This is a genomic window from Acinetobacter sp. YH01008 (genome assembly GCF_013420435.1).
Lineage (GTDB): Bacteria > Pseudomonadota > Gammaproteobacteria > Pseudomonadales > Moraxellaceae > Acinetobacter > Acinetobacter pseudolwoffii.
The window spans coordinates 1-16,584 of record NZ_VOYD01000019.1 but is presented as its reverse complement, the minus strand read 5'-3'; the positions used below and the strand labels follow the sequence as shown (position 1 = coordinate 16,584).

Genomic DNA, 16,584 nt, shown 5'->3' with positions numbered 1-16,584 from the left:
AATGTAATCAAATATTACCTTAGCTTAAGAGAATCTGTGACTCACTGCCAGTTCGGTTGTGAATTGTTAAAAAAATTGGTCCTTGAAAAAAGTTGGCTTCATTTTTGCAAAACCTAAAACTATCTAGCTAAAAAATAGGTTGAGGAGCATGAAGTCGCATTTAAAAGTGCATTATTTTCAGCATATTGCTGGTGAAGGCTATGGTAGTTGTCATGAGTTTTTAAAGCAGTATCAGGCGTACATTAGTGCGACTGAGTTTTTTGCTTTACCGTTGGATCGTCCTTTAGAGATTGAGGCTTTGCCAAGGGTTGAGGACGTCGATTTACTGATCATCATGGGCGGAACCATGAGTGTCAATGATGAGGCGAATTTCCCCTGGTTAAAGATAGAGAAACGCTGGTTGCGTCGTTATCTGTCACATGGCAAACCGGCAATCGGTTTATGCCTGGGTGGACAATTGATTGCCAATGCATTGGGGGCGGGCGTCAGTCGTAATCCTGAGCAGGAATTGGGCTGGGCCACGGTACACAAGGTAGCCAATCTACCGCAAGAATGTTTTAGCTTACCCGAACAGTTCAATATTCTGCAATGGCATAGTGAAAGCTTTGAAATACCCAAAGGGGCAGTGCATCTGGCAGAAAACCAAGCCTGTCGTAATCAGATGTACCAGTTGGGTAAAAATGTGCTCGGTTTTCAGTTTCATCCAGAGAGTACTCCAGAAATCCTGTCTTTATTTTTGGAAGATGAGGAGCAGCTTGCACAATTTTCAGGAAAATATGTTCAGGATCTCTCTGAATTAAAAAAGACCCATAAAAATAAGTTTGTTGAAGGAAATCAGATATTAAATCGAGCTATAGAATATGTCTTGGCGAAAACTGCCCCGCATTCAGAAAATAAACTCTTGTTTTAGGGGGTAAATTGAAAACTTGGATAAAACCATAAAAGGGATTTGCTTATGCATTAAACAATGGCTATAATAAGCGACCCTTCGATAGGAAGGGGGTTAACTGCGAATAAAGTAGTTAACTATCGTTACAGTCGTGGCATCGATCACGACCTTAGTGATATTTCACTGCTCTTGACACTTACCCGTATTAAAGTGGGGTGAGATGCGTCAGGAGTGATTCTTTATATATTTGGCTTGGAGTTTACTGGTATGTCTAACCAGAGAATTCGTATCCGTCTTAAGTCTTTTGATCATCGCCTGATTGATCAATCTGCTCAAGAAATCGTAGAAACCGCAAAACGTACTGGAGCACAAGTGTGTGGTCCAATTCCAATGCCAACACGCATTGAACGTTTTAACGTTTTAACATCACCACACGTAAACAAAGACGCGCGTGACCAGTACGAAATCCGTACTTACAAGCGTTTGATCGACATCGTTCAACCTACAGACAAAACTGTAGATGCATTGATGAAGTTAGATCTTGCAGCTGGTGTTGATGTTCAGATCGCATTGGGTTAAGGCTTTCGGGTTAATTAACACTCTAAGTTAATTAGGCCGCTTTTTTAGAGGTTTATGCACATGGCTATTGGTTTAGTCGGTCGCAAGTGCGGTATGACACGTATCTTTACAGATGCTGGTGTTTCTGTGCCTGTTACAGTGATTGAGGTTGATCCTAACCGCATCACTCAAATCAAAACGCTTGAAACTGATGGTTATCAAGCGATTCAAATCACTACTGGTGAACGTCGCGAATCTCGCGTAACTAACGCTCAGAAAGGCCACTTTGCGAAAGCAGGTGTTGCAGCTGGTCGTCTAGTTCAAGAATTCCGCGCTACAGAAGCTGATCTTGAAGGTCGTGAAGTTGGTGGTACGCTTACCGTTGAATTGTTCCAGGTTGGTCAAGTTGTTGACGTAACTGGTCAATCTAAAGGTAAAGGTTTCCAAGGTGGTGTTAAGCGTTGGAACTTCCGTACGCAAGATGCAACTCACGGTAACTCGCTTTCTCACCGTGTTTTAGGTTCTACTGGTCAAAACCAGACTCCTGGTCGCGTATTCAAAGGCAAAAAAATGGCTGGCCATTTAGGTGCTGAACGCGTAACTACACAGGGTCTTGAGATCGTTGCTATCGACACAGAACGTTCAGTTCTTGTTGTTAAAGGCGCGGTTCCTGGTGCTACTGGTGGCGACGTAATCGTTCGTCCTACGATCAAGGCCTGAGGGGAAATAACGTGAATTTAAATACTGTTTCCGGCTCTGCTGTTGAATTATCAGAAGTTGCGTTCGGTCGTGAATTTAATGAAGCTCTTGTTCACCAAGTGGTTACAGCTTATTTAGCTGGTGGCCGTCAAGGTTCAAAAGCTCAGAAATCACGTGCAGACGTTTCTGGCGGTGGCCGCAAGCCATTCCGTCAAAAAGGTACTGGCCGTGCTCGTGCTGGTTCTATTCGTAGCCCAATCTGGGTTGGCGGTGGTAAAACTTTTGCTGCTCGTCCACAAGACTGGTCTCAAAAAGTAAACCGTAAAATGTACCGCGGTGCTATGCAATGCATCATGGCTGAACTTGTTCGTCAAGATCGCCTAATTTTAGTTGATGAGTTTGCTGTTGCAGCTCCAAAAACTAAAGAATTGCTTGCAAAGCTTAACGACTTGAATGCAACTCGTGCATTGATCGTTACCGATGCTGTTGATGAGAACTTGTATCTTGCTGCACGCAATATTCCACACGTAGATGTGGTTGATGCTGCTGCAATCGATCCTGTTAGCTTGATTGCGTTCGACAAAGTTGTTATGTCTGTAGCTGCTGCTAAGAAAATTGAGGTAGAACTCGGATGAACAACGAACGTATCTATCAAGTCCTGCAAGGACCTGTATTCTCAGAAAAAGCACAAGTTTTAGGTGAAACTGCTGGTGTTCAAGTGTTTAAAGTTGCTATCAATGCAAACAAGCTTGAAATCAAAAAAGCAGTGGAACAACTCTTTGGTGTAGAAGTTGTTAAAGTTAACACGACTATCACTAAAGGTAAGTCTAAACGCTTTGGTAAAACATTAGGACGTCGTTCTGATGTTAAAAAAGCATACGTCACCCTGAAAGCTGGCCAAGATGTTGAAATGGCTGACTTGGGCGATACCGCTGAAAGCACAGCGGAATAAGGACGAGAATTATGCCTATTCAAAAATGTAAGCCAACGTCTCCAGGACGTCGCTTTGTAGAGAAAGTGGTTCATGATCACCTTCACAAAGGCGCACCGTACTCTCCGTTGGTTGAAGCTAAAAAACGTACTGGCGGCCGTAACAACAACGGTCACATCACGACTCGTCACGTTGGTGGCGGTCATAAGCAGCACTACCGTCTAGTTGACTTTAAGCGTAACAAAGATGGTATTCCTGCAACTGTAGAGCGTATCGAATACGATCCTAACCGTACTGCACACATTGCACTTGTATTGTATGCTGATGGTGAACGTCGTTATATCATCGCTCCTAAAGGCCTTCGCGCTGGCGATAAAGTACAGTCTGGTAACGATGCTCCAATTCGTCCAGGTAACTGCTTGCCGCTTCGCAACATGCCAATCGGTTCTACTCTTCACAACATCGAACTTAAAATCGGTAAAGGCGCGCAGATTGCTCGTTCAGCTGGTACTTCAGTTCAGCTGTTGGGTCGTGACGGTTCTTACGCTATCGTTCGTCTACGTTCAGGCGAGATGCGTAAAATTCACGTTGAATGTCGCGCTGTGTTAGGTGAAGTATCTAACTCGGAAAGCAACCTTCGTTCGCTTGGTAAAGCTGGTGCATCGCGCTGGCGTGGTGTTCGTCCTACCGTTCGTGGTATGGCAATGAACCCGGTTGACCATCCGCACGGTGGTGGTGAAGGGCGTAACAAAGGTATTCAACCTGTAAGCCCATGGGGTCAAAAAGCTAAAGGGTACAAGACACGTACCAATAAGCGTACGACTAAGATGATCATTCGCGACCGTCGCGTTAAGTAACAAGTAAAGGAATCTGACAATGCCTCGTTCTCTGAAAAAAGGCCCATTCGTCGATGCGCACTTGTTCGCTAAGGTTGAAGCGGCTATCGCGGCTAATAACCGTAAGCCGATCAAAACTTGGTCGCGTCGTTCGATGATCCTACCGGATTTTGTTGGTTTAACAATTTCTGTACACAATGGCCGTAACCACGTTCCTGTGATCGTTTCTGAACACATGGTTGGTCACAAGCTTGGTGAATTTGCACCAACTCGTACCTATCGCGGTCACGGTGTTGACAAGAAATCTAAACGTTAATGGGTGCTATGATGGAAGTAACTGCTAAATTACGCGGTGCCGCTATCTCGGCACAAAAAGCTCGTTTGGTTGCAGATCTTATCCGCGGCAAATCTGTTGCGCACGCGCTTAACATCCTTAACTTCAGCAACAAAAAAGCTGCAGTTCTAGTTAAGAAAGCGTTGGAATCTGCGATTGCAAACGCTGAACACAATAACAGTTTAGATGTAGACGACCTTAAAGTTTCTACGATCTACGTTGATGAAGGCATGAGCCTGAAACGTATTATGCCACGTGCTAAAGGCCGTGCAGATCGTATTACTAAGCGTACTTGTCACATCACCGTTAAGGTAGGGGTTTGATATGGGTCAGAAGGTTCATCCAATCGGTATCCGCCTAGGTGTTGTGAAACGTCATAACGCTAACTGGTATGCGAATCCGAAACAATACGCTGAATACTTGCTTAAAGATCTTCAAGTTCGTGAGTTTTTAATCAAAAAACTTAAAAACGCGATGATCAGCAACATTCTTATCGAACGTCCTACAGGCGCTGCTAAAGTAACTATTAGCACTGCTCGTCCTGGTATCGTAATCGGTAAAAAAGGCGAAGATATTGAGAAACTACAACGCGAATTAACATCTATCATGGGTGTTCCTGCGCAAGTAAGTATCAATGAAATTGATCGTCCAGACTTAGACGCGCGTCTAGTTGCTGAAGCAATTGCTTCTCAATTGGAAAAACGTGTAATGTTCCGTCGTGCTATGAAGCGTGCGGTACAAAACACAATGCGTGCTGGTGCTAAAGGTATCAAAGTAGAAGTTTCAGGCCGTTTAGGTGGTGCTGAGATTGCTCGTACTGAGTGGTATCGTGAAGGTCGTGTACCTCTACATACGCTTCGTGCAGATATCGACTATGCGACTATGCGTGCTGAGACTACTTACGGTACGATCGGTGTTAAAGTTTGGATCTTCCGCGGTGAGATCTTGGGCGGCATGAAACAAGTCATGAACCCAGCTCCAGCAGAAGAACGTCCAGCTAAACGCGGTCGTGGTCGTGGTGAAGGTCAAGAGCGTCGTGGTCGTCGCAATGATCGTTCTGCTGAAAAAGGAGAATAATCCATGTTGCAACCTAAGCGTACTAAATTCCGTAAAGTGCAGAAAGGCCGTAACACTGGTCTAGCACACCGCGGTAGCACAGTATCTTTCGGTACTATTGCACTTAAATCAGTTGAACGTGGTCAAATGACTGCGCGTCAAATTGAAGCAGCGCGTCGTACAATTAGCCGTCGTATTAAGCGTGGTGGTAAGATCTTTATCCGTGTATTCCCGGACAAGCCGATTACTTCTAAGCCGCTTGAAGTGCGTATGGGTAAAGGTAAAGGTTCTGTGGAATATTGGGTTTGCCAAATCAAACCAGGTAAAGTCTTGTACGAAATTGATGGTGTTAACGAAGAATTGGCTCGCGAAGCGTTTACGCTTGCAGCAGCTAAGCTTCCGTTTAAAACCGCTATCGTGACTCGGACGGTAATGTAATGAAAACTAAAGATCTACGTGAAAAGTCGGTAGAAGAGTTGACAGCTTTGCTTGATGAGCAACAGCTTAACCAATTCCGTCTTCGTATGGCGAAAGCAACTGGTCAATTGGGTAAATCGCATGAAGTTGCACTTACTCGTCAGACGATTGCTCGTATTAAGACCCTCCTTACCGAAAAACAGGGGAACGGACAATGAGTGATAAAACAGTCCGCACGTTAACTGGCAAAGTTGTAAGCGACAAGATGGATAAATCTATCGTTGTTCTTATTGAACGCCAAGTTCAACACCCGTTGTATGGCAAATTAATCCGCCGTTCAACAAAATTACATGCTCATGATGAGAACAACACAGCGAAAGCTGGTGATGTTGTAACCATTAAAGAAAGCCGCCCAATTTCTAAAACTAAGTCTTGGACTCTAGTTGAAGTTGTTGAAGCAGCTGCTGAGTAATTAACGTTCTTGTTGCATCATCGGTCAATTTCGAGTACTCTTTGAGCCTTTCGAAATTTCGACCGGTGTTGCTCGGTTTTGGAGTAGGGCAATGATTCAGACCGAAACTATGCTCGACGTAGCAGACAACAGTGGTGCACGCCGCGTACAATGTATTAAAGTACTTGGTGGCTCGCATCGTCGTTATGCTTCTGTTGGCGACATTATTAAAGTTACTGTAAAAGAAGCAATTCCACGCGCACGTGTTAAAAAAGGTGACGTGATGAATGCAGTTGTGGTTCGTACAAAATTCGGTATCCGTCGTGCAGACGGTTCAGTGATTCGTTTCGACGATAACGCTGCTGTTATTTTGAACACCAACAAAGCGCCGATTGCAACTCGTATTTTCGGACCAGTGACTCGTGAACTTCGTACTGAACAGTTCATGAAAATTATTTCATTGGCTCCTGAAGTTCTATAAGAGGCGATCATGGCTAAGATTAAAAAAGGCGATCAAGTAATTGTGATCGCAGGTAAAGAAAAAGGCAAACAGGGTACTGTTCTGTCTGTTTCTAATGACCGTGTTAAGGTTGAAGGCCTTAACTTGGTGAAGAAGCACCAAAAGCCGAACCGTGCTACAGGCGCTGAAGGTAGCGTTGTAACTCAGGAAGCTTCGCTTCATATTTCAAACGTGGCAGTTTTTAATGCTACAACCCAAAAGGCTGACCGTGTTGGTTACCAAGTGATTGATGGCGTGAAAACTCGCGTATTCAAATCAAATGGTGAATCAGTGGCGGTAGCGAAGTAATAGGTTGATATAGGCCATGGCCAGACTTAAAACACGTTACAATGACGAACTTAAAGCTCAGTTATTAGAGACTTTAGGCGTTAAAAATGTGATGGAAATTCCTCGCATCACTAAAATCACGATCAACATGGGTGTTGGCGCAGCTGCTGCTGACAAAAAACTCCTTGATGGTGCTCTTTCAGATATGCAAGCTATCGCTGGTCAAAAACCAGTACTTACGTTAGCTCGTAAATCAATCGCTGGTTTTAAAATCCGTGATGGTTGGCCGATCGGTTGTAAAGTTACTTTACGCGGCGAACGTATGTACGAATTCTTAGACCGTTTGATCTCGATTGCGATCCCTCGTATCCGTGACTTCCGTGGTTTCTCTGCGAAATCATTCGACGGTCGTGGTAACTACTCAATGGGTCTTAAGGAACAGATCATGTTCCCTGAAATCGATTTTGACAAGATTGATCGTATTCGTGGTATGGACATTACCATTACTACGACTGCTCGCACCGATGACGAAGGCCGTGCGCTTATGCGTGCATTCGGCTTCCCGTTCAAATAAGAGGTCGATATGGCTAAGAAAGGTATGATTAATCGCGAATTGAAACGCGAAGCTACTGTTGCTAAATACGCTGCAAAACGTGCTGAATTAAAAGCTGTTATTGCAAACGTAAATGCATCAGACGAAGAACGTTTCGAAGCGATGATGAAATTGCAAGCATTACCACGTAATGCATCTCCAGTACGTCTACGTAACCGTTGTGGTTTAACTGGTCGTCCGCATGGCTATTTCCGTAAGTTCGGCTTAAGCCGTAACAAATTACGTGAAACAGTAATGCAAGGTGATGTACCTGGCGTTGTTAAGGCAAGCTGGTAAGGAGCACTATAAATGAGTATGCAAGATACCGTTGCCGACATGCTAACACGTGTTCGTAACGCACAAATGGCGAAGAAACAAACTGTTTCTATGCCTAATTCTAAGTTGAAAGTTGCAATTGCTAACTTACTTCAACAAGAAGGTTACATTTCTAACGTAGAAGTTGCGGAAGCTGAAGGCAAACCAACTTTAACAATTACGTTAAAATATTTTGAAGGCAAGCCAGTGATTGACACTGTGAAACGCGTAAGCCGTCCAGGTCTACGTCAGTATCGCGGTAAAGATGCACTTCCAAGCGTTAAGCAAGGTTTAGGTATTGCAATTGTTTCTACAAGCAAAGGCATCATGACTGATCGCGCTGCACGTGCTGCAGGCGTTGGTGGTGAAGTTATTGCTTTTGTTTCTTAATAGGTGATTCCTCATGTCTCGTGTGGCTAAAGCCCCAGTAACTGTACCGAATGGTGTAACAGTTACTCAGAACGGCCGGCAGGTCGAAGTGAAAGGCACTAAAGGTACATTGTCTTTCAACCTGCATGCGCTGGTCGAGCTTAAACAGGAAGACGGTACTCTGGCTATTGCTCCAGTACAAGAGTCGAAAGACGCTTGGATGCAAGCTGGTACTGCTCGCGCTGTGCTTAACAACCTTGTAAAAGGTGTTAGCGAAGGTTTCGAACGTAAGTTACAGCTTATCGGTGTTGGTTATAAAGCTGCGGTTAAAGGTGATGTTGTTCATCTTAACCTTGGTTTCTCTCACCCGATCGATTATGCACTTCCTGCAGGTGTAACTGCTGAAACTCCAACTGCAACTGAAATCGTACTTAAATCTGCTGACAAAGCAGCTTTAGGTCAGGTTGCTGCAGATATCCGTGGTTACCGTCCACCAGAGCCGTATAAAGGCAAAGGTGTTCGTTATTCTGACGAAGTTGTACTTCGTAAAGAAGCTAAGAAGAAATAAGGCGCGAGGTTCTTATGAACGAAAAGAAACAATCCCGTTTGCGTCGTGCGAAAAGCACACGCTTGCACATCCGTGCATTGGGTGCGACTCGTTTGTGTGTAAACCGCACTCCGCGTCACATCTATGCTCAAGTTATCTCTGCAGATGGTGGCAAAGTATTAGCGCAAGCTTCTACTTTAGACGCTACTCTACGTGCAGGTACAACTGGTAACGTTGAAGCAGCTCAAAAAGTAGGTGCTTTAATCGCAGAACGCGCTAAAGCAGCTGGTGTTACTAAAGTTGCATTTGACCGTTCTGGTTTTAAATATCATGGTCGTATCAAAGCCTTGGCTGATGCTGCTCGTGAAAACGGCTTGGAGTTCTAATCATGGCTAAAGTTGAACAAAACGAAGGTCTTGTTGAAAAGCTGGTTGCCGTTGATCGTGTAGCCAAAGTTGTTAAGGGTGGTCGTATCTTCTCTTTCACAGCATTAACTGTTGTGGGTGATGGTAATGGTCGCGTAGGTTTTGGTCGTGGTAAAGCACGTGAAGTTCCAGCTGCTATCTCTAAAGCACTTGAAGCTGCTCGTCGCAACATGATTACTGTTGACCTTGTTGATGGTACGTTACAGCACCCAATTCATGCACGTCATGGCGCTAGTCGCGTATTCATGCAGCCTGCCTCTGAAGGTACAGGCGTAATTGCTGGTGGCGCTATGCGTGCAGTTCTAGAAGCTGTAGGTGTACGTAACGTTTTGACTAAATGCCGTGGTTCTACTAACGCTGCTAACGTAGTTAACGCAACTTTCAACGGTTTGCGTGATATGACTACTCCTGAGAAGGTTGCTGCGAAACGTGGTCTTTCAGTAGAACAAATTCAAGGGTAATCAATCATGAAAACGATTAAAGTTACCCAGACTAAATCTGCATCGCACCGCTTGAAAAATCATAAGCTGAGCCTGCAAGGTTTAGGTCTGCGTCGTATTGGTCATACTGTAGAAGTGCAAGATACGCCTTCTAACCGTGGTATGATCAACCAAGTCTACTATATGGTTAGTGTAGAGGAATAAGCCATGACTCTGCGTTTAAATACAATTGCACCTGCAGAAGGTGCTAAACGTGACAACCTTCGTGTAGGCCGTGGTATCGGTTCTGGCGTTGGTAAGACCGGTGGCCGTGGTGTCAAGGGTCAAAACTCACGTAAGAGCGGTGGTACTCGTCCAGGTTTCGAAGGCGGTCAAACAGCACTTTATCGTCGTTTGCCTAAATTCGGCTTCACTAGCCAATTGGCTTTGAAAACTGCTGAAGTACGTTTATCTGAGCTTGCTAAAGTGGAAGGCGACATCGTGTCTCTAGAAACTTTAAAAGCGGCGAACGTTGTACGTAAAGACATGATCCGTGCTCGTATCGTACTTTCTGGTGAAATTACTCGTGCATTCACTGTTCAAGGTGTTGCATTGACTAAAGGCGCTAAAGCTGCTGTTGAAGCTGCTGGCGGCAAAGTCGAGGAGTAATCCCCAGTGTCTATGACTCCTAGTTCTTCAGGTCATGTCAACATGATGAAAGGCCAACCATTTCATGTGAAATACCGTGAAATTATTCGTCGAATGATGTTTCTCATTGGTGCGTTGTTGGTGTTTCGGCTAGGAGCGCATATTCCAGTACCGGGCATCAATAATGCGGCCCTAGAAAACCTGTTTAATGCAAACCAAGGTACTATCCTTGGTTTGTTTAACATGTTTTCCGGTGGTGCATTAGAACGAATGTCTATTCTTGCTCTTGGGATCATGCCCTACATTTCTGCATCGATTATCGTGCAGCTGATGTCGACAGTGGTTCCTTCGCTGGAAGCTTTGAAAAAAGAAGGCGAGCAAGGCAAACGTAAAATAAATCAATACACACGACAAGGCACATTATTTCTGGCGCTTGTACAAGCAATCGGGATGTGTGCAGGCTTGATCAGTCAGGGGATTACCCTGAATACTGGTTTGGCTTTTTATATTCCTGCAGTAACCTCATTGGTTGCGGGAACCATGTTCTTGATGTGGTTGGGTGAGCAGATTACCGAACGTGGGGTGGGGAATGGTATTTCCATGATCATCTTCGCGGGTATTGTTGCCGGATTGCCTAATTTAATTATGCAATCTTTGTCATCTGTAGATAATGGCCAGACCAGCCTGATTGGCTTGGTAATTTTTGGTCTGTTGTCTCTGGGTGTTTTGGCAGCCATCGTGTTTATCGAGAAAGCGCAACGTCGTATTCCGGTCAACTATGCTCAAAAACAACAAGGTCGTCGTGTATTTACTGCACAACAGACACATTTGCCATTGAAAATTAATATGGCGGGTGTGATTCCGGCAATTTTTGCCAGCTCATTGCTGTTGTTCCCTGCGAGCTTAGGCCAGTGGGTGGGTAGTGCAGATCCGAATGCCGGATTTATTCAGCGTAGCCTGCAAGATGTAGCATTGGTATTGTCGCCTGGTCAGCCGTTGTATTTGGTGCTCTTTGGTGCGTTAATTATCTTTTTCTGTTACTTCTATACAGCACTGGTATTTAGTCCTAAAGAAGTGTCAGAGAACTTGAAACGCAGCGGAGCTTATGTGCCTGGTATACGTCCAGGTGAGCAAACTGCTCGTTACTTAGATCATATTCTCAGTCGTTTGACATTTATTGGCGCGATTTACATCACCGTCATTTGTTTGATGCCGATGGTGTTGCAAAGTTCATTTGGTATTCCATTCTATTTGGGTGGTACTTCTTTGCTGATTGTTGTGGTAGTAGTGATGGACTTTATGGCTCAGCTGCAGTCACACCTCACCTCGCACCAGTACGATAATCAAACGTTAATGAGAAAAACGACAGCTCATCCTAAGGGATAAGCGCACTTAGAGGTTTCATCATGAAAGTACAAGCTTCTGTTAAGAAAATTTGTGGTAGCTGTAAAGTTATCCGTCGTAATGGGGTTATCCGCGTAATTTGTAGCGCAGAACCTCGTCATAAGCAGCGTCAAGGTTAATCTGATTAAGACCTGTTGATTTCTGTAGGCGAATTGGGTTATTATCCGCCCCTCAAGATTTTTGTGGGGCGGTTGATTATCTACTGCCTTTTTGGAGAAAATTGAATGGCTCGTATTGCCGGTGTAAACATTCCGGATAACAAGCACGCTGTTATCTCTCTAACGTATATCTTTGGTATTGGTCGCCATACTTCAAAAGCTATTTTAGCTGCTGCGGGTATTGCTCCAACGACTAAGATCCGTGAATTAGATGACGCTCAGCTTGATGCGATTCGTGCAGAAGTTGCTAAGGTTCCGACCGAAGGTGATTTACGTCGCGAAATTTCCATGAACATTAAACGTTTAATGGATTTAGGCTGCTATCGCGGTCTTCGTCATCGTCGCAGCTTGCCTGTCCGCGGTCAACGCACCAAAACTAACGCTCGTACCCGTAAAGGTCCGCGCAAACCTATTAAGAAATAAGATTTCTGGAAGCTAAAAGATGGCTAAAGATACTCGCGCACGCAAGAAGGTCACTCGTACCGTCTCTGAAGGTGTCGCACACATTCACGCTTCTTTTAATAACACCATTGTGACTATTACCGATCGTCAAGGTAATGCACTGGCTTGGGCCACTTCAGGTGGACAAGGCTTCCGTGGATCACGTAAATCAACTCCGTTCGCTGCTCAGGTAGCTGCTGAAGTTGCTGGTAAAGCTGCTTTAGACTACGGTTTGAAAAACTTGGACGTCCTTGTAAAAGGTCCTGGTCCTGGTCGTGAATCTGCGGTTCGTGCTTTAGGTGCAGTGGGTTATAAAATTAACAGCATTACCGATGTGACGCCAATCCCGCACAACGGTTGCCGTCCACCTAAAAAACGTCGCGTGTAAGGAGAAACATTCATGGCTCGTTATATTGGTCCAAAATGCAAACTCTCTCGCCGCGAAGGGACAGACCTGCAACTTAAATCAGGCGTTAAACCGTTTGATGTAAAAACTAAAAAACACGCTAAAGCTCCTGGCCAACATGGTGGAGCTCGTGGCGGTAAACAGTCTGAGTACTCACTACAATTACGTGAAAAACAAAAAGTACGTCGTATGTACGGTGTTTTAGAGCGTCAATTTAGTAACTACTACAAAGAAGCTGCTCGTGTTAAAGGCGCAACTGGTGAAAACTTGTTGAAGCTACTTGAAAGCCGTCTTGATAACGTTGTTTATCGTATGGGTTTCGGTTCTACTCGCGCAGAAGCTCGTCAGTTAGTATCTCACCGCAGCATCACTTTGAATGGCCGTCGTGTTAACATTGCGTCTATCCAAGTTAAAGCGGGTGATGTGATCGCAGTTCACGAAGGCGCTAAACAACAATTACGTATCAAAAACGCAATTGAATTAGCAACTCAACGTGGCATGCCTTCTTGGATGGAAATCGACCATTCTAAATTAGAAGGTACGTTCAAAGCTGCACCGGATCGTTCTGATTTACCTGCTGAAATCAACGAAAGCTTGATTGTAGAATTGTATTCTAAATAATCCTTGAGGAAGCAATATGACGCGTACTGCAAATGAGTTTCTAACTCCGCAAGCGATCAAGGTCGAAGCGGCAAGCGGGACCTCGGCAAAAGTTATTCTAGAACCTTTAGAGCGTGGCTTTGGTCATACTCTGGGTAATGCTTTACGTCGCATCCTTCTTTCTTCTCTACCTGGCGCAGCTGTGGTAGAAGTTGAGATTGAAGGGGTCGAGCACGAGTACAGTACTTTGGAAGGCTTGCAGCAGGACATCGTCGAGCTCTTGCTGAACCTAAAAGGATTGTCGATTAAGCTGTTCGATCAAAATGAAGCATACTTAACATTAGAGAAACAAGGTGCAGGCGACGTAACTGCGGCTGACCTTCGTTTACCTCATAATGTTGAAGTGGTTAACCCTGAACATTTGATCGGTACTTTAAGTGCCTCAGGCTCATTGAAAATGCGTCTGAAAGTTGCTCAAGGTCGTGGCTACGAGACTTCTGATTCACGCTTCCCAGAAGGCGAAACTCGCCCAGTGGGTCGCTTGCAGTTAGATGCTTCTTATAGCCCAATCAAACGTGTGTCTTATACAGTGGAAAACGCTCGTGTAGAACAACGTACTGACCTTGACAAATTGGTCATTGATCTTGAAACCAATGGTACTGTAGATCCTGAAGAAGCAATCCGTAAAGCGGCAACAATCTTGCAACAACAAATTGCAATCTTTGTTGACCTTCAGAAAGATCAAGCACCTGTGGCTCAAGAGCCGCGTGAAGAAGTTGACCCAATCTTGCTTCGCCCAGTAGATGATCTAGAGCTAACTGTTCGTTCTGCTAACTGTTTGAAAGCAGAAAACATTTACTACATTGGTGATCTTGTACAGCGTACTGAAGTTGAGTTGCTTAAAACTCCTAACTTGGGTAAAAAATCGCTTACTGAGATCAAAGATGTTCTGGCTTCTAAAGGCTTACAACTCGGCATGCGTTTAGAGAACTGGCCACCGGCTAGTCTCCGTATGGACGATCGTTTCGCCTATCGTAGCCGTTAATTAAGTAGGACTATCACCATGCGTCATCGTAATAGTGGTGTGAAATTAGGCCGTACAAGCAGCCATCGTAAAGCGATGTTCCAAAACATGGCTAACTCTTTGTTCGAGCACGAGTTGATCAAAACAACTGTGCCTAAAGCGAAAGAGTTACGTCGTGTAGCTGAGCCTTTAATCACTTTAGCTAAAAACGATACAGTAGCAAACCGTCGTTTGGCGTTTGCTCGTACTCGTTCAGCAGCAACTGTTGGTAAATTATTTACCGTTCTTGGCCCTCGTTACAAAGAGCGTAACGGCGGTTATCTACGTGTTCTTAAAGCGGGCTTCCGTGCAGGTGATGCTGCACCGATGGCTTACGTTGAGCTAGTAGATCGCGAAGTTAACTAATTTCGTGAAGAATAACGCAAGTTGTTCGAAAAGGTCGGTTGAATAAACCGGCCTTTTTTAATGTCTGAAATTTATTTTCAGGTATTTGCATCATGCAGAACTAATCTGGCCTGAAAAGATAAAAAAATAATGGCTTTTTATCAAACTTGACATTGTGTATTGTCAATTTTGTGATTTAATAAAAACAGATAGTATCGCTTAGGTAAAAGAACAATATGGAAAAGCAAATCGATATTTTAATTGTGGGTGCGGGGATCTCGGGAATTGGTCTGGCAGCGCATCTTTCTAAACATTGTCCGCAGCGCTCATTTGAAATTATTGAGCGACGTGCCAGCATTGGCGGAACCTGGGATTTATTTAAATATCCGGGAATTCGTTCTGATTCGGATATGTCGACCTTTGGTTTTAATTTTAAACCTTGGAAAAAAGCCAGTGTACTTGCCGATGGCGCTTCGATTAAGGGTTATCTGGCCGAAGTAGTAGATGAATTTAATCTGGAATCGAAAATTCATTATCAACACCGTGTGTTAACCGCCAACTATGATTCTATGGCCTGCAAATGGTCAGTAGAGATTGAGGATGAACACGGCAAGAAGCAGATCTGGATTGCGAATTTCGTACTGAGTTGTACCGGTTATTACAACTATGACCAAGGTTTTCAGCCCGAGTTTCCAAATCAGGAGGCTTTTAAAGGTCAATTCATTCATCCGCAGCATTGGCCGGAAAATTTAGATTATCAGGGCAAAAAAGTGGTGATCATTGGTAGTGGTGCCACCGCGATTACTTTAGTTCCAGCGATGGTCAAAGGCGGCGCCGGGCATGTGACCATGTTACAGCGTTCTCCGACCTATATCGCTTCAGTGCCCTCTATTGATATGATTTATGCAAAGATGCGGCAGTATCTACCAGAAGATGTGGCCTATAAAATTACCCGTGCCCGGAATATTGGCATGCAGCGCGGAATTTATGCCTTGGCACAAAAACAGCCAAAACTGTTAAAAACGCTGTTACTTAAATCCGTGCAGTTTCAGCTCAAAGGTAAAGTGGATATGAAACACTTTACCCCGAATTATGAGCCGTGGGATCAGCGCCTATGCGTGGTGCCGGATGGTGATCTGTTTAAAATTTTACGTGAAGGGCAGGCATTAGTTGTAACGGATCAGATCGAAAGCTTGACTGAAACTGGCATTCAGCTGAAATCGGGTCAACATCTGGAGGCAGATATTATCGTTTCAGCCACAGGCTTAAATATCCAGATTCTTGGTGGAATTCAGGCGACGATTGATGGTCAACCTGTCGATACCTCACAACATATGCTGTATAGAGGCATCATGGTTAGTGATGTGCCGAATATGGCGCTAATTATTGGTTATATCAATGCCTCTTGGACTTTAAAAGTGGATATTGCCGCTGAGTACATTTGCCGTTTGCTGAACTATATGGATCAGCAGGGCTATGCTGAAGTCATCGCTCAGGGTGATCAGACTGAATTTCTAGAGGATACTGTGATGGGTAGTCTCAGTTCGGGCTATATTGCCCGTGCTGCAGATGTGATGCCAAAACAAGGTAAACATGCACCGTGGAAAGTCAGCAACAATTATCTTGCAGATCGTAAGGAACTTAAACAGGCTTCGTTTGAAGATAGGGTGCTGAAATTTAAAAAAAACAGCAAGGCTCTCAAACATAAACCGCGTCTGGTCTCTTAAAGTCGGATATTGAACTAAAGAAAAAGGAGTCCTGAGTGACCACTGCTGTCCCATAGTTTGCTTTAAATAAAAAAAACCTGAGTCCTAACAGTTAAAATATGAGTGCAAACAAACACTTTAACGACCAGGATTCAGGTTTTGTCACATCAGAATACCGTATTTCATGA

The 16,584-nt window shown here is 44.4% G+C and carries 30 protein-coding genes; all 30 read left to right on the top strand.

What is annotated here, in order from left to right:
* Window positions 1–148: 148 nt before the first annotated feature.
* Window positions 149–910 (top strand): type 1 glutamine amidotransferase, encoded by a 762-nt coding sequence (locus tag FTT75_RS11190; RefSeq protein WP_100357820.1) that lies wholly within the window; start codon window positions 149–151, stop codon window positions 908–910.
* Between the two features lie 246 nt (window positions 911–1,156).
* Window positions 1,157–1,468 (top strand): 30S ribosomal protein S10, encoded by a 312-nt coding sequence (rpsJ, locus tag FTT75_RS11185; protein ID WP_000070912.1) that lies wholly within the window; start codon window positions 1,157–1,159, stop codon window positions 1,466–1,468.
* Window positions 1,469–1,528: 60 nt separating this feature from the next.
* Entirely contained in the window at window positions 1,529–2,167 is a 639-nt protein-coding gene (gene rplC / locus FTT75_RS11180; protein ID WP_005094152.1) for a 50S ribosomal protein L3, read from the top strand.
* Between the two features lie 11 nt (window positions 2,168–2,178).
* Window positions 2,179–2,781, top strand: a complete 603-nt coding sequence (rplD, locus tag FTT75_RS11175) for a 50S ribosomal protein L4 (RefSeq protein ID WP_005094150.1) — start codon at window positions 2,179–2,181, stop codon at window positions 2,779–2,781.
* Window positions 2,778–3,098 carry a 50S ribosomal protein L23 gene (gene rplW / locus FTT75_RS11170; protein WP_005094149.1) on the top strand — a complete coding sequence of 107 codons (321 nt, stop codon included), beginning with the start codon at window positions 2,778–2,780 and terminating at the stop codon, window positions 3,096–3,098. Before rplD ends, rplW begins: the two co-directional genes overlap by 4 nt.
* Window positions 3,099–3,109: 11 nt before the next feature.
* Window positions 3,110–3,934: a 50S ribosomal protein L2 gene (gene rplB / locus FTT75_RS11165; protein ID WP_005094148.1), complete on the top strand. Its 825-nt coding sequence runs from the start codon at window positions 3,110–3,112 to the stop codon at window positions 3,932–3,934.
* Between the two features lie 19 nt (window positions 3,935–3,953).
* The gene (gene rpsS, locus FTT75_RS11160; RefSeq protein ID WP_004281508.1) at window positions 3,954–4,229 is read left to right on the top strand and encodes a 30S ribosomal protein S19; all 276 of its coding nucleotides are present in this window, start codon (window positions 3,954–3,956) and stop codon (window positions 4,227–4,229) included.
* Between the two features lie 11 nt (window positions 4,230–4,240).
* Window positions 4,241–4,570 carry a 50S ribosomal protein L22 gene (gene rplV, locus FTT75_RS11155; protein ID WP_001982638.1) on the top strand — a complete coding sequence of 110 codons (330 nt, stop codon included), beginning with the start codon at window positions 4,241–4,243 and terminating at the stop codon, window positions 4,568–4,570.
* A 1-nt stretch (window position 4,571) separates the two neighbouring features.
* Window positions 4,572–5,324 carry a 30S ribosomal protein S3 gene (gene rpsC / locus FTT75_RS11150; protein ID WP_004281507.1) on the top strand — a complete coding sequence of 251 codons (753 nt, stop codon included), beginning with the start codon at window positions 4,572–4,574 and terminating at the stop codon, window positions 5,322–5,324.
* 3 nt (window positions 5,325–5,327) lie between these two features.
* Window positions 5,328–5,741, top strand: coding sequence for a 50S ribosomal protein L16 (gene rplP, locus FTT75_RS11145; protein WP_004281506.1), 414 nt, complete (start codon window positions 5,328–5,330; stop codon window positions 5,739–5,741).
* Window positions 5,741–5,938 carry a 50S ribosomal protein L29 gene (gene rpmC / locus FTT75_RS11140; RefSeq protein WP_004281505.1) on the top strand — a complete coding sequence of 66 codons (198 nt, stop codon included), beginning with the start codon at window positions 5,741–5,743 and terminating at the stop codon, window positions 5,936–5,938. Before rplP ends, rpmC begins: the two co-directional genes overlap by 1 nt.
* Window positions 5,935–6,192, top strand: coding sequence for a 30S ribosomal protein S17 (gene rpsQ, locus FTT75_RS11135; protein WP_004281504.1), 258 nt, complete (start codon window positions 5,935–5,937; stop codon window positions 6,190–6,192). Before rpmC ends, rpsQ begins: the two co-directional genes overlap by 4 nt.
* 91 nt (window positions 6,193–6,283) lie before the next feature.
* Complete coding sequence (gene rplN, locus FTT75_RS11130; RefSeq protein ID WP_005094147.1) at window positions 6,284–6,652, top strand: 50S ribosomal protein L14; 369 nt, start codon at window positions 6,284–6,286, stop codon at window positions 6,650–6,652.
* A 9-nt stretch (window positions 6,653–6,661) separates the two neighbouring features.
* Window positions 6,662–6,979 carry a 50S ribosomal protein L24 gene (rplX, locus tag FTT75_RS11125; RefSeq protein ID WP_004281502.1) on the top strand — a complete coding sequence of 106 codons (318 nt, stop codon included), beginning with the start codon at window positions 6,662–6,664 and terminating at the stop codon, window positions 6,977–6,979.
* A gap of 16 nt (window positions 6,980–6,995) precedes the next feature.
* The gene (gene rplE, locus FTT75_RS11120) at window positions 6,996–7,532 is read left to right on the top strand and encodes a 50S ribosomal protein L5 (protein ID WP_005094146.1); all 537 of its coding nucleotides are present in this window, start codon (window positions 6,996–6,998) and stop codon (window positions 7,530–7,532) included.
* A 9-nt stretch (window positions 7,533–7,541) separates the two neighbouring features.
* Window positions 7,542–7,847: a 30S ribosomal protein S14 gene (gene rpsN / locus FTT75_RS11115; RefSeq protein WP_004732275.1), complete on the top strand. Its 306-nt coding sequence runs from the start codon at window positions 7,542–7,544 to the stop codon at window positions 7,845–7,847.
* A gap of 12 nt (window positions 7,848–7,859) precedes the next feature.
* Window positions 7,860–8,255 carry a 30S ribosomal protein S8 gene (gene rpsH, locus FTT75_RS11110; RefSeq protein ID WP_005094144.1) on the top strand — a complete coding sequence of 132 codons (396 nt, stop codon included), beginning with the start codon at window positions 7,860–7,862 and terminating at the stop codon, window positions 8,253–8,255.
* A gap of 13 nt (window positions 8,256–8,268) precedes the next feature.
* On the top strand, window positions 8,269–8,802 hold the full coding sequence (rplF, locus tag FTT75_RS11105) for a 50S ribosomal protein L6 (RefSeq protein ID WP_005094142.1): 534 nt from the start codon (window positions 8,269–8,271) through the stop codon (window positions 8,800–8,802).
* A gap of 14 nt (window positions 8,803–8,816) precedes the next feature.
* Window positions 8,817–9,167 carry a 50S ribosomal protein L18 gene (gene rplR / locus FTT75_RS11100; protein WP_004281497.1) on the top strand — a complete coding sequence of 117 codons (351 nt, stop codon included), beginning with the start codon at window positions 8,817–8,819 and terminating at the stop codon, window positions 9,165–9,167.
* Between the two features lie 2 nt (window positions 9,168–9,169).
* Complete coding sequence (gene rpsE, locus FTT75_RS11095) at window positions 9,170–9,667, top strand: 30S ribosomal protein S5 (RefSeq protein WP_004281496.1); 498 nt, start codon at window positions 9,170–9,172, stop codon at window positions 9,665–9,667.
* A 6-nt stretch (window positions 9,668–9,673) separates the two neighbouring features.
* Window positions 9,674–9,850 (top strand): 50S ribosomal protein L30, encoded by a 177-nt coding sequence (gene rpmD, locus FTT75_RS11090; protein ID WP_005094139.1) that lies wholly within the window; start codon window positions 9,674–9,676, stop codon window positions 9,848–9,850.
* A 3-nt stretch (window positions 9,851–9,853) separates the two neighbouring features.
* Window positions 9,854–10,294 (top strand): 50S ribosomal protein L15, encoded by a 441-nt coding sequence (rplO, locus tag FTT75_RS11085; protein ID WP_005094137.1) that lies wholly within the window; start codon window positions 9,854–9,856, stop codon window positions 10,292–10,294.
* A gap of 45 nt (window positions 10,295–10,339) precedes the next feature.
* Entirely contained in the window at window positions 10,340–11,659 is a 1,320-nt protein-coding gene (secY, locus tag FTT75_RS11080) for a preprotein translocase subunit SecY (protein ID WP_171063316.1), read from the top strand.
* Between the two features lie 20 nt (window positions 11,660–11,679).
* Window positions 11,680–11,796 (top strand): 50S ribosomal protein L36, encoded by a 117-nt coding sequence (gene rpmJ, locus FTT75_RS11075; RefSeq protein ID WP_000867907.1) that lies wholly within the window; start codon window positions 11,680–11,682, stop codon window positions 11,794–11,796.
* A gap of 105 nt (window positions 11,797–11,901) precedes the next feature.
* On the top strand, window positions 11,902–12,258 hold the full coding sequence (gene rpsM, locus FTT75_RS11070; RefSeq protein ID WP_004281492.1) for a 30S ribosomal protein S13: 357 nt from the start codon (window positions 11,902–11,904) through the stop codon (window positions 12,256–12,258).
* Between the two features lie 19 nt (window positions 12,259–12,277).
* Window positions 12,278–12,664, top strand: coding sequence for a 30S ribosomal protein S11 (gene rpsK / locus FTT75_RS11065; protein WP_004281491.1), 387 nt, complete (start codon window positions 12,278–12,280; stop codon window positions 12,662–12,664).
* Between the two features lie 12 nt (window positions 12,665–12,676).
* A complete protein-coding gene (rpsD, locus tag FTT75_RS11060) occupies window positions 12,677–13,303 on the top strand; it encodes a 30S ribosomal protein S4 (protein WP_005094132.1) in 627 nt (208 codons plus the stop codon).
* 16 nt (window positions 13,304–13,319) lie between these two features.
* A complete protein-coding gene (locus tag FTT75_RS11055) occupies window positions 13,320–14,327 on the top strand; it encodes a DNA-directed RNA polymerase subunit alpha (protein ID WP_005094131.1) in 1,008 nt (335 codons plus the stop codon).
* An 18-nt stretch (window positions 14,328–14,345) separates the two neighbouring features.
* A complete protein-coding gene (gene rplQ / locus FTT75_RS11050; protein ID WP_004281488.1) occupies window positions 14,346–14,711 on the top strand; it encodes a 50S ribosomal protein L17 in 366 nt (121 codons plus the stop codon).
* A gap of 215 nt (window positions 14,712–14,926) precedes the next feature.
* The gene (locus FTT75_RS11045) at window positions 14,927–16,417 is read left to right on the top strand and encodes an NAD(P)/FAD-dependent oxidoreductase (RefSeq protein WP_180186426.1); all 1,491 of its coding nucleotides are present in this window, start codon (window positions 14,927–14,929) and stop codon (window positions 16,415–16,417) included.
* The last annotated feature ends 167 nt before the right edge of the window (window positions 16,418–16,584 follow it).

Coding starts and splice junctions, on each gene's coding strand:
- FTT75_RS11190 (WP_100357820.1), top strand. CDS start 149: ATGAAGTCGCATTTAAAAGTGCATTATTTTCAGCATATTGCTGGTGAA.
- rpsJ (WP_000070912.1), top strand. CDS start 1,157: ATGTCTAACCAGAGAATTCGTATCCGTCTTAAGTCTTTTGATCATCGC.
- rplC (WP_005094152.1), top strand. CDS start 1,529: ATGGCTATTGGTTTAGTCGGTCGCAAGTGCGGTATGACACGTATCTTT.
- rplW (WP_005094149.1), top strand. CDS start 2,778: ATGAACAACGAACGTATCTATCAAGTCCTGCAAGGACCTGTATTCTCA.
- rplB (WP_005094148.1), top strand. CDS start 3,110: ATGCCTATTCAAAAATGTAAGCCAACGTCTCCAGGACGTCGCTTTGTA.
- rpsS (WP_004281508.1), top strand. CDS start 3,954: ATGCCTCGTTCTCTGAAAAAAGGCCCATTCGTCGATGCGCACTTGTTC.
- rplV (WP_001982638.1), top strand. CDS start 4,241: ATGGAAGTAACTGCTAAATTACGCGGTGCCGCTATCTCGGCACAAAAA.
- rpsC (WP_004281507.1), top strand. CDS start 4,572: ATGGGTCAGAAGGTTCATCCAATCGGTATCCGCCTAGGTGTTGTGAAA.
- rplP (WP_004281506.1), top strand. CDS start 5,328: ATGTTGCAACCTAAGCGTACTAAATTCCGTAAAGTGCAGAAAGGCCGT.
- rpmC (WP_004281505.1), top strand. CDS start 5,741: ATGAAAACTAAAGATCTACGTGAAAAGTCGGTAGAAGAGTTGACAGCT.
- rpsQ (WP_004281504.1), top strand. CDS start 5,935: ATGAGTGATAAAACAGTCCGCACGTTAACTGGCAAAGTTGTAAGCGAC.
- rplN (WP_005094147.1), top strand. CDS start 6,284: ATGATTCAGACCGAAACTATGCTCGACGTAGCAGACAACAGTGGTGCA.
- rplX (WP_004281502.1), top strand. CDS start 6,662: ATGGCTAAGATTAAAAAAGGCGATCAAGTAATTGTGATCGCAGGTAAA.
- rplE (WP_005094146.1), top strand. CDS start 6,996: ATGGCCAGACTTAAAACACGTTACAATGACGAACTTAAAGCTCAGTTA.
- rpsN (WP_004732275.1), top strand. CDS start 7,542: ATGGCTAAGAAAGGTATGATTAATCGCGAATTGAAACGCGAAGCTACT.
- rpsH (WP_005094144.1), top strand. CDS start 7,860: ATGAGTATGCAAGATACCGTTGCCGACATGCTAACACGTGTTCGTAAC.
- rplF (WP_005094142.1), top strand. CDS start 8,269: ATGTCTCGTGTGGCTAAAGCCCCAGTAACTGTACCGAATGGTGTAACA.
- rplR (WP_004281497.1), top strand. CDS start 8,817: ATGAACGAAAAGAAACAATCCCGTTTGCGTCGTGCGAAAAGCACACGC.
- rpsE (WP_004281496.1), top strand. CDS start 9,170: ATGGCTAAAGTTGAACAAAACGAAGGTCTTGTTGAAAAGCTGGTTGCC.
- rpmD (WP_005094139.1), top strand. CDS start 9,674: ATGAAAACGATTAAAGTTACCCAGACTAAATCTGCATCGCACCGCTTG.
- rplO (WP_005094137.1), top strand. CDS start 9,854: ATGACTCTGCGTTTAAATACAATTGCACCTGCAGAAGGTGCTAAACGT.
- secY (WP_171063316.1), top strand. CDS start 10,340: ATGAAAGGCCAACCATTTCATGTGAAATACCGTGAAATTATTCGTCGA.
- rpmJ (WP_000867907.1), top strand. CDS start 11,680: ATGAAAGTACAAGCTTCTGTTAAGAAAATTTGTGGTAGCTGTAAAGTT.
- rpsM (WP_004281492.1), top strand. CDS start 11,902: ATGGCTCGTATTGCCGGTGTAAACATTCCGGATAACAAGCACGCTGTT.
- rpsK (WP_004281491.1), top strand. CDS start 12,278: ATGGCTAAAGATACTCGCGCACGCAAGAAGGTCACTCGTACCGTCTCT.
- rpsD (WP_005094132.1), top strand. CDS start 12,677: ATGGCTCGTTATATTGGTCCAAAATGCAAACTCTCTCGCCGCGAAGGG.
- FTT75_RS11055 (WP_005094131.1), top strand. CDS start 13,320: ATGACGCGTACTGCAAATGAGTTTCTAACTCCGCAAGCGATCAAGGTC.
- rplQ (WP_004281488.1), top strand. CDS start 14,346: ATGCGTCATCGTAATAGTGGTGTGAAATTAGGCCGTACAAGCAGCCAT.
- FTT75_RS11045 (WP_180186426.1), top strand. CDS start 14,927: ATGGAAAAGCAAATCGATATTTTAATTGTGGGTGCGGGGATCTCGGGA.